The sequence below is a fragment of the Mycobacterium simulans genome (assembly GCF_900232995.1).
GTDB classification, from domain to species: Bacteria; Actinomycetota; Actinomycetes; order Mycobacteriales; family Mycobacteriaceae; genus Mycobacterium; species Mycobacterium simulans.
In genome coordinates, this window is record NZ_OCVX01000003.1 from 1,954,372 (window position 1) to 1,968,712 (window position 14,341).

4 protein-coding genes are annotated in these 14,341 nt (G+C 64.1%); all 4 read left to right on the top strand.

Annotated features, from left to right (window positions below):
• The first annotated feature begins 292 nt into the window (after positions 1 to 292).
• The 4 genes from MSIMFI_RS09570 to MSIMFI_RS09585 are packed head-to-tail and all read left to right on the top strand — an operon-like array spanning position 293 to position 14,341.
• On the top strand, positions 293 to 520 hold the full coding sequence (locus MSIMFI_RS09570) for a hypothetical protein (RefSeq protein WP_191497028.1): 228 nt from the start codon (positions 293 to 295) through the stop codon (positions 518 to 520).
• Positions 520 to 2,091 carry a PfaD family polyunsaturated fatty acid/polyketide biosynthesis protein gene (locus MSIMFI_RS09575; protein ID WP_263597364.1) on the top strand — a complete coding sequence of 524 codons (1,572 nt, stop codon included), beginning with the start codon at positions 520 to 522 and terminating at the stop codon, positions 2,089 to 2,091. The genes MSIMFI_RS09570 and MSIMFI_RS09575 overlap by 1 nt, the downstream gene beginning before the upstream one ends.
• Entirely contained in the window at positions 2,088 to 8,129 is a 6,042-nt protein-coding gene (locus tag MSIMFI_RS09580) for a type I polyketide synthase (protein ID WP_191497029.1), read from the top strand. Before MSIMFI_RS09575 ends, MSIMFI_RS09580 begins: the two co-directional genes overlap by 4 nt.
• Positions 8,126 to 14,341, top strand: coding sequence for a beta-ketoacyl synthase N-terminal-like domain-containing protein (locus MSIMFI_RS09585; protein WP_191497030.1), 6,216 nt, complete (start codon positions 8,126 to 8,128; stop codon positions 14,339 to 14,341). The genes MSIMFI_RS09580 and MSIMFI_RS09585 overlap by 4 nt, the downstream gene beginning before the upstream one ends.

Below are 14,341 nucleotides of genomic sequence, written 5' to 3' on the forward strand. Positions count from 1 at the left end.
AGCGCAGCAGCGCTCGCGACATCACCACGCGTTGGCGATCGCGGCATGGCAAATCCCCTGCGAACTGCGCATTTCATCATTTCCACACACTTGCCGAAAGCCCGCTCGGCAGCATGGCTAGGTCAACAATCTCAGTCTGTGTCTCATCGATAGCCAATGCATGGAAGGCCGACGGCCTCTGGCAAGGCCTTTTGGGTACCCGGCCGGTCAGTGATTCGCCGGAACGCAACGTCAGGACTTCCTGGCGGTCCCGGGTGAGCACAACTGGGGCGACATGCAAGGTGGTGGTGCCATGGCATTTGTCGTGGGTAATCGCCTTGGCACGACCGGGGACGGCCGGCGGGCCGCGGTAGTGCCCCGCCACGTCGATCCACTTCTCCTCGAACGATGGGGCGCGGGTGAGATTAACGACTTCGCCGATCTTGCTCTGGGAGTTGGCGGGCTGCGCGGCGCGCAATTCCAAAACGTGACCGAGAAACGGCTAGCCGCGCTGGAGACGCACCAAGAGGGATTGCCGTAGTGGCCGTTCTGTCGGACACCCGAGATGCTTTGACGGCCGTTCGCAATCCCGTTGCCGTTGTGGGGTCAGCCCAGGGGCCGCGTGCCCTTGTTCTTGACGACACGGGCCGATTCCCGCCCGAGACCCTGCGCCAAGACCTGCTGGCCGTCTTGCCAGCGATATACCCCGAATGGCTAGGCGATCGTGGCTTCACCGCCGCGCACGGCGTGAGATTTCCGTACGTGATTGGCGAGATGGCCCGCGGCATTGCGACATCGCGGATGACGATCGAGGGCGTGCGGGCCGGCGTGATGGCGTTCTTCGGCAGCGCGGGACTGGATCTGCGCGCCACCGAAGCAGGCGTGCGGGAAATTCAGGCCGCCCTCGGACCCGAGGCTGGTGGTTGGGGTGCCAATCTGATTCATAACGTCCACGATGAGAGTCTCGAATTGGCGACCGTCGATCTTTTCCTTCGCCTCGGCGTGCGTTGCATCTCAGCCTCGGCGTTCATGCGGCTTGTGCCCGCGATTGTGCTCTATGCGGCTAAAGGCCTTCGTCGCGGCGCGGATGGGCGGATCATTCGCGCCGGGCGCGTTGTCGCCAAGGTCTCTCGCGAAGGGGTTGCGCGGCAGTTTCTTTCACCCGCTCCCGAAGCCATGCTGCGCGCATTGGTCGCCGAAGGCCGGATCACCGCAACAGAAGCCGACCTGGCCAGCCAAATCCCGGTAGCCGAGGATGTCACCGCCGAAGCAGACTCAGGCGGCCACACCGATAATCGCCCGTTGACCGTGCTCCTGCCGCTCCTGATCGGACTGCGTGATGCGATCGCTGCCACTCATGGCTATACAGTTTTACCGCGTATCGGCGCCGCAGGTGGCCTTGGAACTCCGGCAGCCGTGGCTGCCGCGTTTGCTGCGGGCGCAGCCTATGTCCTGACCGGCTCAATCAATCAGTCGGCGGTGGAGAGCGGCCTGTCAACGGACGCACGAAATCTGCTGGCACTGGCCGAATCCACCGACGTAGCGATGGCACCAGCCGCCGACATGTTCGAGATGGGCGTGAAAGTGCAGGTGCTCAAGCGCGGCACGATGTTTGCCCAGCGCGGCCAACGGCTCGCTGACTTCTATCGGCGCTATGAGTCGTTGGAGGACGCTCCGGCACACGAGGTGAAAAACCTCGAGACGGCAGTACTCGGACGCAGCGTGGCAGCGATCTGGGCCGATACCGAATCACACTTCTCGAAAAGCGACCCACAACAGCTGGAACGCGCACGCGTGGACGCCAAACACCGTATGGCGCTGGTGTTTCGCTGGTATTTATTCATGGGCTCGCAATGGGCACGCCAAGGCCATACCGCGCGACGGACCGATTATCAGATCTGGTGCGGACCGGCGATGGGCGCCTTCAACGAATGGGTGCGGGGAAGCTTTCTCGAACCGGTGGAAACGCGCACGGTTCGCCAGATCGCGCTCAATCTGCTTGAGGGAGCGGCAACCGTGGTGCGCGCCGGGCATTTACGTGCGGCAGGCGTCATGACACCGGTTTCCAAATTCGATTTCCGTCCTCGTCCCCTCGACTGGAGAGCGCCTTGAACTCGAACAAGCAGAACTCCACAGCTATCCCGGTTGCCGTCGTCGGCATGAGCGCTATCTATCCCGGCGAGCCTGGGCTTGCGGGATATTGGCGCACAGTCGCCGGCGGTCGTGACGCAATCAGCGAGGTGCCGCCCTCGCACTGGTTGATCGAGGATTATTTCGATCCCGATCCCAACGCGCCAGACAAGACCTACTGCAAGCGTGGCGGATTCATCGACCCGGTGCCCTTCGATCCGGTCCAGTTCGGGCTGCCGCCAAATGCGCTACCGGCCACGGATTCCGCGCAGCTGCTCGCGCTCATCACCGCCAAGCAGCTACTTGACCAGGCGATGCACCCCGGTGCCGCAGTCGATCTCGACCGCGTGGACGTGGTGCTTGGGGTCGCCTCCACGACCGAACTTGTTTGCCATATGAATGCGCGGCTGCAGCGGCCGATCTGGCGCAAGGCAATGCTGGAAAACGGATTGCCGGAGGACGAAACGGACCAGATCTGTCACGACATCGCAGAACACTACGCGCCGTGGCAGGAAAGCACCTTTCCCGGTCTTTTGGGCAACGTGGTCGCCGGACGCATCGCTAACCGCCTCAACCTCGGCGGCAGCAACTATGTCACCGATGCCGCTTGCGCGAGTTCGCTTTCGGCACTGCAGGTGGCACTGCACAGACTGTATCTCGACGAAGCCGATTTGGTGTTGACGGGAGGCGTCGACGCGCTCAATGACGTGATGATGTACATGTGCTTTTCCAAGACACCGGCCTTTTCACCGACTGGCGACTGCCGACCTTTCTCGGATGCCGCGGACGGCACTATCATCGGCGAGGGCGTGGGCATGCTGGCCCTCAAGCGCCTCAGCGACGCTGAGCGAGACGGGGATCCGATCCATGCGGTCATACGTGGCCTGGGCTCGTCGTCGGATGGACGCGCGTCCAGTGTCTATGCGCCGCGCCCTGAAGGCCAGGCCAAGGCGTTGCGACGTGCCTACGAACGTGCCGGCTATTCGCCGTCGACCGTCGAACTTCTCGAGGCCCACGGCACCGCGACGAAGGCCGGCGACGTCGCCGAATTCGCCGCTCTAAAGTCTGTGTTCGCCGGTGCCGACGGGCGATGCGCAATTGGCTCGGTTAAATCCCAGATCGGCCACACCAAAGCGGCGGCAGGTGCTGCAGGACTTATCAAGGCTGTGCTAGCACTGCAACATTCGACATTGCCCGCCACATTGAAGGTAGAACGTCCCAACCCAGCCTTGGGGTTGGCGCAATCGCCGTTCTACGTCAATGCCGCGACCCGGCCATGGGTACGAAACGCCGATGGGCCTCGGCGCGCATCCGTCAGCTCCTTTGGCTTCGGCGGCAGCAATTTTCATGTGGCGCTGGAAGAGTATCGCGGCACGCAGCGCGCGAAGCGGCTGCGCGCACTACCCAGTGAACTGGTGGTGCTCAGCGGGTCGTGCGAAGCTGATCTTGAGAAGCGTTGCGCGGCAATCGCTGCCGCAGTGCGTGCGGGAGAGAGCCTTGCTCGAATCGCATTCGAGTCGGCGCACGTGTTTGATGCGTCGCACGCCGCCCGGACGGGTTTGGTGGCAGCAGATAACACCTCACTTGAGAAACTGGTTGAGCAGTTGCGCAACGCGCTTGCCGAAGGCACTGCAACAGACCTCAAGGACGCCAACATCGCCCTTGGCTTCGGGCCGGCCCGTCCGGGAAAGACGGCGTTCCTCTTCCCCGGCCAGGGTAGTCAATACGTCGGGATGGGCGCCGACCTCGCACTTGCCTTCCCTGAGTCGCTCGGGGTTTGGGATGAGCTAGGGCGTGATCTCGCAGATGTTCAACGTGTTGTGTTCCCTGAGCCGGTATTCGACGCGGCATCGCTGGATACTCAGCAAGCTGAGCTGACCGCGATGGCCAACGCCCAGCCGGCCATCGCTGCGACAAGCCTCGCGCAACTTGCGCTTCTTGACGTACTGGGCGTGACGGCCGACGCCGCGGCCGGTCACAGCTTCGGAGAGGTCACTGCGCTCGCAGCGGCGGGTGTCCTTCCGCGGGACCAACTTGTCGAAACGGCGCACCAACGCGGCGTACTGATGACCGAAGCGGCGAGAGATCAGGATGGCGCGATGCTGGCCGTCGCGGCCAGCGCCAAGAACGTACTTGCGCTGCTCGATACCCAACCGGAGCTCGCTGCAAGACTGGTCGTCGCCAACGATAACGCACCTGACCAAGTGGTATTGGCAGGACGCACATCCGACATCGCGCGGGCGGAAGTGATGGCAAAATCGGCTGGCTGGACGTCGTTCCGTCTGCCGGTGGCAACGGCGTTCCATTCACCGGTCGTAGCCGCCGGCAGGGACCCGTTCGCGGCATACCTGAATACGATTAAGTTTGCCGCTGCGGATTTTCCGGTTTATGCCAATGCGACGGCACAACCGTACGGCCAGCAGGTCGCCGATCAACTCGCCGATCAGCTGCAAAAGCCGGTGCGGTTCCGCGAGATGATCGAAGCAATGGCTCGCGACGGAGTCACTCGGTTCATCGAGGTGGGGCCGGGTCGGATCCTGACCGGACTTGTCGGGAAAATCCTGAGTGAGGCACCGCATCTCGCGGTGGCCCTTGACGACCCGAAGGCCGGCGGTTTGCGCGGCTGGCATCGGGGGCTGGCAAAGTTGGCCGCCGACGGCGTACCGCTTCATATCTCGGCCCTGTTCGACGACTACGAGGTGCCGGCTAAGCACGCACCGACCCCAGCGCATGCTGTCATGGTCGGAGGCGCCAACCTTGGCAAACCGTATCCGCAGGCAAGTGGGAAGTCGCCGATAACGCCGAAGCGCCAGCGCGTGGACTTATCCGCTGCGTCGCGGCTCGGTGCAGAAGAACCAGCGCCGACTCCGGTCCCGCAGCGCATCGACATCCCTGTGGCGCTGCCTTCTGCGCAAGCATGGACACTGATCGACAGCGTCCAAAAGGAGACCGCGGAGCAGCACCAACACTATCTGGACGTGATGACGCAAAGCCATCAGGCGTTTTTGGACATGTCCGCGCAGATGTTGGCGCAGATCGTCGGCGACCCCGCAAACGCGCCGCAAGTATCCGTGCCGGCGCCCGCCGTTTTGCCGCAGCCGCCGCTGTTGCAGGCACCGGACATGACCGGGATGCCAACGGCGCCGGAATCACTCTCGCCTCCGACGACGGCGTATCCACGGCCGTCGGCCGGGGTCGCCGAACATCTGCCGGTGCCCGCGGCGGCGGAGATCGTGTTGGAAATCGTGTCGGAGAAGACCGGCTACCCCGCCGACATGCTCGGTCTGGACATGGAGATGGAGGCCGAGCTCGGCATCGACTCCATCAAGCAAGTGGAGATCCTCTCCGCGCTACAGGCCCGATTCCCCAACGCACCCGAAATCCCCGCGTCCGAACTGGCATCGCTGCGGACGCTGCAAGACGTGGCCGACTCCGTTGCCGGTCCGGCGCCGAGCACTTGCGTGGAAAATTTGTCGGTGCAACAACATTCGGATGCGCGACGTGCACCTTGGGCCGGTGACGCGGCGGCGGACGTGGTTCTCGCTGTCGTGTCGGAGAAGACCGGCTACCCCGCTGACATGCTCGGTCTGGACATGGAGATGGAGGCCGAGCTCGGCATCGACTCCATCAAGCAAGTGGAGATCCTCTCCGCGCTACAGGCCCGATTCCCCAACGCACCCGAAATCCCCGCGTCCGAACTGGCATCGCTGCGGACACTGCAAGACGTGGCCGATGCCATTGCCGGCTTGGCATCGAGCGATGATGACGAACGTCTTTCGGCACAACGTCATTCGCCTCAGCCACATCCCTCTTCGACAGGCCTGTGCTGCACCGAGGCCTCGCTTCGGGCGTTGCCGCCAAACGGCTTTGCGATGGCGGGCTTGCGCGACGGCGAAATCCTCATCACGCGCGAAGACCCGCGTTTCGCGGACGCTCTTGAGCGTGCGATGACCACCCGCGGGCTCAAGGCGAGAACTGTCGACGAGGTGCCTGAGGAAGCGGGTGCCGTGATTTGTCTTGCCGCTCTGGCGACGGCCGGCTCGCCGATGGACTGCGTCAAGATGCATGTGCGTACATTTCATGCGGCGCGCAGCGTGGCCAACAGCAGTTCGCCGTCACGACTTTTCGTCACCGTACAGTCGACAGGCGCTGGATTCGCCGGATCGGATGTGCCTGTCGGCGTGGCGAGCATCGTGAAAACCGCCGCATGCGAGTGGCCGAACGCCTCTGTGCGGGCGGTCGACATCGAAAGCCCTGACGCGGAACGACTCACGGACGAACTGCTCGCGGGAGGCAGCGGCCTTGAGGTCGCCTTACGCGATGACGGCACACGGATGGTGATCGAGGACGTCGAAACCGCGCCCGTGGCAAGTGAAACGATCTGCGCTACCAAGCACGGTGTCGTCGTGGTCAGCGGCGGTGGGCGCGGGGTGACGGCGGCGTCGGCTCTAGCGCTCGCCGCGCGGCACGGCCTGCGGTTGGCTTTGCTCGGCCGCACCGCGCTGAGTACGGCGGCGCCGGAGAAACCTGGCGGTGCAACCGTCGCCGAAGCCGCAGCCGCGTTGGTGGCATCTGCGCGTGCCCGCGGAGAGGTAATCTGCTTGCCGCAGGCGCGCGCGCTGGCGGAAAGCCTGCTCGCGGAACGAGAAATCCGTCAAACGCTCTCGGCCGCTGAACAGCAAGGCATTGCGGCGAGATACTTCGCGGCCGATATCACGGATCGGGAACAGCTACGCAGCACCCTGGACGAGGTGCGGCGAAGCCTGGGGCCGATCGTCGGAGTTGTGCACGGTGCAGGCGTGCTAGCCGACAAACGTCTGGTTGACCTCGACGACGACCAGTTTGTCAGGGTGTTCAACACCAAAGTGATTGGCGCCGAGACCTTGCTGGATGCGACGTCTTGCGATGATCTGCGGTTCATCTCATTGTTCTCCTCTGTCGCGGCGCGAGCAGGCAATGTCGGGCAAAGCGCCTACGCGGCGTCCAACGCGGCGTTGGAGGCTATCGCGGCGCGGGAGTCTGCGCGCCGCGGCAGTGCGTGCGTGGTGCGCGCGTTCGGCTGGGGCCCATGGGACGGCGGCATGGTCGACGACATGCTCAAGAGCCGGTTTTTGAACGCCGGGGTGGGCGTCATCGCGATCGACGAGGGCGCGGAGTTCTTCGCAGAGCATGCGTTGCGTCAGTCACCGACGCCCGCAATCGTCGTGTCCGCACCCGCGGCGCGTCGTCGGCGCGGCACGCGTTTGGAATGGGAGGTGTCGACCGAGTCCTTGCCGGTGTTGGCCGACCATCAGATCCGTGGCCGCGTTGTGGTGCCGGTGGTGATCGTGCTCGACGCCATGCTGCGCGCCGCACGCGGTCTGGTCGGGGAAGAACGCCCCGTGGTGCGCGACTTTCGGGTGCTTTCCGGAGTCACATTCGCGGCGTTCGAGCAACAGCCTATCGTCTTGACGCTCGAGTTTGAGCCCTCGGGTTCGTCGTACACCGCGACCATTCGCGACAGGGAGGGCCGCCAACGCTATAGCGCATTGCTGGAAACGGAATCCGATGAGCGAACCGGCCCGCTAGTCCCGGAAATGCCGGAGTCGCCATGGCCGATGAGGGTCGACGACGCGTACGCTGGTCCGCTGTTCCACGGACCGAGCTTCGCTGCCATCGAACAGCTCGACGCCTTCGCAGCGGCCGGCGGCACCGGGCAGCTCAAAGGTCTCAGGAATCTCGGGTGGCCGGAAAGCGATTGGGCGATCGATCCCGCCGCCGTGGATGGCGGGCTGCAGCTAGGTCTGCTCTGGGCGAGCGCGTTGGGGCGCTCGCTGATTCTGCCGCAACGCATCGGGCGTGTGATAGTCGACCGCTCGTTCCCCGAAAATGGCTTGCTCCATTGTCGTTTCGCCGCGCGCCCGCTCGGAGACAAACGTGTCGACTTCGACTTCGAGTTCGAAACGACAACTGGCGGGCTGGTCGCGGCGCTTGAAGGTGTGGAATGTTATGCCGTCAGCGCTGCGGGTGTGGCCTGGTGAGCGGCTTCGATCCCATCGCGATTGTCGGACGCGGTTGCGTGTTGCCAGGTGCAACCACACCACAGACGCTGTTCGATGCAGCCCTGCACGGGCGCTGCCTTATTTCTCCCACCCCACGCGATCGTTGGGGTGGGGTGGATCCTGAGTTGCTGCTCAATAGCGGAGAACCGGGTCTGCGGGTGGCATCGGCGACCGGAGGCTACGTAGCCGACGTCGATTATGACCTGGCCGACATTGCCTCAAATATCGCCGATTTCGAGCGCCTTGACCCAATTGTTCATTGGCTGGCTCACTGCGCACGGCAGGCGCTGGGCACCCCGGCCGCGCCGTCGCGCACAGGGGTTATCGTCGGCAATCTTTCCTACCCGACGACGCTGGCTACCGCGTTCGTGGAAAGCATCTGGACCGGTCACGGCGAGGTGGACCCGCGCAACCGCTTTTCTTCGGGACTGCCGGTGCACTTAGTCGCCCAGGCCATGCATATGACTGGACCGGCCTTCGCGCTTGACGCGGCCTGTGCATCGTCGCTTTACGCGATCAAGTTCGCTTGCGACGCCTTGCAGGATGGCGAGGCGGACACGATGCTCGCAGGCGGAGTCAACGGCGCTGATGATCTGTTCTTGCATCTGGGTTTTACTGCACTGCAAGCACTTAGCCCCACGGGCCGGTCTCGTCCGTTTCACGCGGAGGCCGATGGATTGGTGCCAGCACAAGGCGCTGCGCTCGTCGTATTGAAGCGCCTTGAGGACGCTGAGCGGATGGGTGACCGCATCTTCGGAGTGATCGTGGGAATTGGGTTGTCCAACGATGGCCGCCAGAGCGGCTTTCTGGCACCCGCGCCGGCTGGGCAGATACGAGCAATGAAGACGGCGTTGGAGCAAGCGGACCTCAAACCCACGGAGGTTGACTTCGTGGACTGTCACGCAACCGGCACAGCTCTTGGCGACGCTACGGAGCTTGAGAGCTTGCTGGCAGCCTACGGAGACACACCGTTAATGCTGGGTGCGCTCAAAGGCAATCTCGGGCATTCGATCACCGCATCAGGTGCCGCGAGCCTGCTGAATATGTTGTCCGCTATGGAGGAATCGCTGATTCCGCCGACGTTATGTGACGCGCCGACAGCGGCGCTGAAGGACACACCGTTCACCTTGCCAAATGCGTCCGTGCCTTGGCCGAAGGAGACTAAACGTGCGGCGGTCAGCAACTTTGGGTTCGGCGGAAACAATGCACACCTGATCGTCCAGAATTACCGGCCTTCAATCCGCTGCGCGACCCGGCAGCCCCCGCCATCGGATGAGATTGCCATTTGTGGTCTGGGCGTGGTAACCGGTGACGCGCCGGACACGGCGTCGTTTCGTCGTCGGGTTCTCGGCCCCCCTGGGACTCCTACGCCGATGGACACCGTTGAACTCGATTTTGCAGGACTTGGCTTTCCGCCCAGCGAGTTAAAGGCCTGTCTCAGTCAGCAAACAGCGATGCTGGCGGCTGCGACACAGGCGCTGGAGCAAGTCGGTACCGATCCGGACCGGACCGGGGTGATCGTCGGCATGGGCTGTGACGCCACGATCGCGCGCCAGCGCCTGCGGGTGCAGCATGCCGCCGACGACGAATGGCTGGCCGCCAACGAGCAAGCGGCTCCGCGGCTGACAGCCGACGGCGTGCTCGGAGCCATGCCGAACATTCCGGCTAATCGCATCCATGCGCAGCGAGACTTTCGCGGGTTCGGCTTCACCGTCTCTAGTGAGCAGGTCTCGGGCATCACCGCACTGCGGCTCGCAGCGCGGGCATTGCGCCGGAGAGAACTTGATGCCGTCGTCGCCGGTGCTGTCGACATGTGTTGCGAGCCGGCACATACACGGGCTACCGACGCTCTCTCGGCCGGTACGGCTCTGCCGCACGGGGACGCGGCCGTCGCGTTCGTTCTCAAGCGGCGCGCAGACGCGGAAGCAGCGGGCGAGGAAGTCATCGCCCTCATCGATACCGATTGTGTCGACAGCGCGTCGGCTGAGAACATTGCCGAGGGCAGGTTCGGCCGAACCCACGCGGCGAGCGCGGCCACTGAAATCGCTGCGCTCACCGCGGCGTTGCGCGCGCGGGTCCGAGTGGACCAAAGCGGGGCGAAGCCGTCGCCCGGCCGCAATCGCGCGGCAGTGTGGCTGAAATCGTTGGGAGGCTGCGCCGATGGTGTGGTCCTAGCTGCGGTCAACGATCCGCCCGAGGCCTTGGCCATCGGCGCCATACCTCTCTCGGAACGCTACGCCGGCGACAGCAGGAACGATCTGCTGCGCCGCATGGCGCGGCGTGAACCGGGCGGAAATGGGCCCGTGCGTTGCGCTTTGGTTGCCGACAGCGATTCCGCGTTGGACGCACTTCTATGCGAGGCAGTGGGCAAGCTGGATCGCGGCCGGACCCCGGGTGGCCCTGGCGTCGCGTTCACCGACGCGCCGATCGGCGGAGAAATCGCCTTCGCGTTCACCGGGGCCGCAGCAGCGTACCCCGGCGCGGCGCCCGATCTGTTGTTGGCCTGGCCGGAAATCGGCGATGCGCTGGTCTCGCGTCATTCCAGTTTCGGCGCGGACGCGCACGCGCTGTATGGCGCCGGTATTGCGACACTGCAGCCGCGTGCGCAACTCACCGGATGCACTCTCGTTTGTCAGGCGCATTCAGAGTTTTCTCGCACGGTCCTGAGACTTGTGCCGAGCGCGGCCATTGGCCTGTCTTCCGGAGAGACCAACGCGTTGCTGGCGTTCGGGGTCTGGCGCGACCTGGGGGCAATGCTTGACGAGATCGACGCGTCAGGTCTCTACGACGAGCAGCTCACCGGCAGGTGTCGAGCCGTAGCGTCAGAATGGGGGCTCGCGGATCATGAACCGGCACTGTGGAAGTGCTGGCGAATCACGGCGCCTAGAGCTGCGCTCGAGGCGGCGTTGGCGGCGGAACCACGCGCGTACCTGACGATCGTTCAGGCACCCGACGATTGTGTGATTGGCGGTGACCCAGCGGCGTGTCGACGCGTAATCGACGCGATCGGCGGTGCACGTGCGATGGCACTCGGTCTCGATATGGTGATCCATTGCCGCGCAATGGCTCCGTTCGCCCAAGCGTGGCGGCGCATCCACACCCGGGAGACCCACGAGGTTCCCAACGTACGCTTCTATACCAACGCCGATAACAGTGCTTACTTGCCGACGCGGGACTCAGCCGCCGAAGCGCTCACCAGACAGGCGCTAGAGCCGATCGATTTTCCCAAGACGGTGCTCAACGCATGGGAAGACGGCGTTCGGACCTTCGTCGAGCACGGGCCTCGCGGCATTCTGACCGGAGCGATTACGAAGATCCTTGGTGATCGCGCGCATCTGGCGGTGGCGCTGGACCCGCGGGAGCGGCGCGGGATTGGCGCGCTCGCCGAAACCGTATCCAAGCTTTGGGTCCACGGGCTGCCGGTGCATACCGAAGCCTTCGATGCGCGATTGCAACAGCTGCGCGAGCAAGCTGCCCCAGCAGCAGCGAGAAGCGTGCGGAAGCTGACGTTGACCGCTCACCGGCCGGACATCGTCTCAGCAACGAAATCGTCTGGTGCCGTGGATGTTCCGATGGCAGAATCGGACGCTGAAGGCTTCCAACTGATGCCACCGGCACCGCAGCAGCCCACGCCGCTGGTATTCGCGCACGTCGAAACCCACTCGAGCGCGCCGCACGGCAACACCGGGGCTGCGATCGGTCTCGTCACGTCAGTGAGCGCAGCTCATAAGGCGTTCATCGTACGGGCGGCACAGGCGCATGCATCGTTCCTGCAAACGCGCAGTGCGCTTTTCGCTGCGGCATCCAGCTGGCGGTCGATGCTGCCTGCAGATGCTCTCACCGCGGCAGCGCCGTCGATGCAACGGCCGCTGTACTCGCGCGCCCAGCTCGAAACCCTTGCCGGTGGGCGTATTTCGGAAGTGTTCGGGCCTCTTTTTGCCCAGCAGGACGGGTACCCGCGCCAGGTGCGCATGCCGCAACCACCGCTGCTGTTGGCCGACCGTGTGATGAGCATTGAAGGGGAAGCCGGTTCGATGGGCACGGGCCGGATAGTCACCGAGACAGACGTGGACCCCAGCGCCTGGTACATGCACGCAGGACGGATGTCGCCCGGCGTCGTGATCGAGTCCGGCCAAGCCGACCTGCTGCTCGCGTCGTGGCTGGGTGCTGACTTCGCCAATCGTGGCGAGCGCGTTTACCGTCTGCTGGGTTGCGATCTGACGTTCATGGGCGAACTGCCGCGCGGCGGGGAAACGCTGCGCTACGACATCCACATCGATGGCCATGCCCAAACCGGTGAAACTCGGCTGTTCTTCTTCCACTACGACTCCTATGTCGGCGACCGACTGATGATCTCGGTACGAAACGGGCAGGCCGGGTTCTTCTCCGACGAGGAACTGAGCCAATCGGCGGGGGTCTTGTGGGATGCCGCGTCCGACACCCCGCGCGACGATGCAGCTTTCGACGAGCCCCCTGGTGTGACGCGAAAGCGCTCATTCGGCTGCGAAGATCTCGACGCGTTTTCTCAGGGGCGCGCGTTCGCGTGCTTTGGCACCGGTTTTGAAATGACGGCCGCGCACGTGCGCACCCCAACGATTCCAGGCGGACAACTGCGGCTGATCGACGATGTCGTCGCATTCGATCCCGAGGGCGGTCCGTGGGGCCGGGGTTATCTTCGCGCCAGGGCGATAGTGCCGCAGAACGCCTGGTTCTACGACGGGCACTTCAAGAACGATCCCTGCATGCCCGGGACGCTGATGGCGGATGCGGCCACCCAGGCATTGTCGTTCACGATTGCGGCCTTTGGCTTCACGATCGATCGCGACGGCTGGCGGTTCGAACCGGTCCCGGAAGAGACGGCGCGCTTTGTCTGCAGGGGACAAGTGACGCCGGACTCAGACCATGAGCTCACGTACGAGGTGTTCGTGGAAGAAATCATCAACGGACCGACGCCGACGGTCTTTGCCGCACTGATATGTAGCAGCGACGGATTCAAAGTGTTCCATTGCCGCCGCTTCGGGTTGCGTCTTGTTCCGGACTGGCCGATGCCGCCAGGCGCGCCCGGGCCGGTGCAAATCGTCGGGAACTCGCGTGACGTCCGTGGCGATCACGGCGCGCTGCTCGCCTGCGCCCGCGGCAAGCCGTCCGACGCGTTTGGCGCTCTGTACGCCTCATTCGACGGCGTGCGTCGCGCGCCCCGGCTTCCCGGCGAGCCGTACCATTTCGTTTCGCGGATCGTAAGCGTGGACGGCGTGCCGGGGGAACCGACCGAAGGCGGTACGGTCGTCGCGGAATACGACGTCCCCGCCGATGCGTGGTACTTCACGGACGCCGGGTCGGCAGCTGTGCCGTTGTCGGTGCTGGTCGAAATTCTGTTGCAGCCTTGTGGCTGGCTTGCCTCGTACATGGGTTTCGCCGCCAATCGCGCCGACGATGTGGCATTTCGAAACCTTGACGGCACTGATGTGGTGCTGCATAAGCCAGCAAGCATCGGGGTGCTGCGGGTGACAGCGCGTTTGGAACGGTTCGCACACGCCAGCGGATCGACGATCGTTTTCTTCGACGTCGTCTGTGCGCAAGACGGCGACGACGTCATGTCGATGAAGACGGCGTTCGGATTCTTCAGCCCAGCTGCACTCGCGACCCAAGTCGGCTTACCCGCGAAGCCGGGGACGAACGCGGCGCCTGCACCCGCGGCGGTCTGCGTGCCATACGAAGCCAGTGCTTTGTCTGGCGACCCATGGCTTGGACAGGGGAGGCTGCGGTTGATGGACCGGGTGAGCTTTTGGCCCAGCGGAGGGGCGCGTGGTCTCGGAAGGCTGATCGGGGAGGCCGATGTTGATCCCGAGGCATGGTTTTTCCGGGCGCATTTCTTCCAGGACCCTGTCCAGCCTGGCTCCCTGGGCTTGGAGGCAATGCAGCAGGCGGCTCGCGCGGCGGTACGACTTTCGGGATTCGCGGACGGGTTTGCCGTATCAGAATTCGAGCCCGTCGCCGTACGTCAGCCGTTCAGCTGGAAATTTCGTGGCCAGATGCTGCCCACCAACACGCGAACCCGAACCGAAATCGAGATCCTCTCAGTGACAGAAGATAGCCGCGGTGTCCTGATCCTTTTCGAGGGCGCTTTCTGGGTCGACAAGCTACGTATCTATGAAGCGAGCGGAATGGGTGTTCGCATTGTTGAGCTGTGA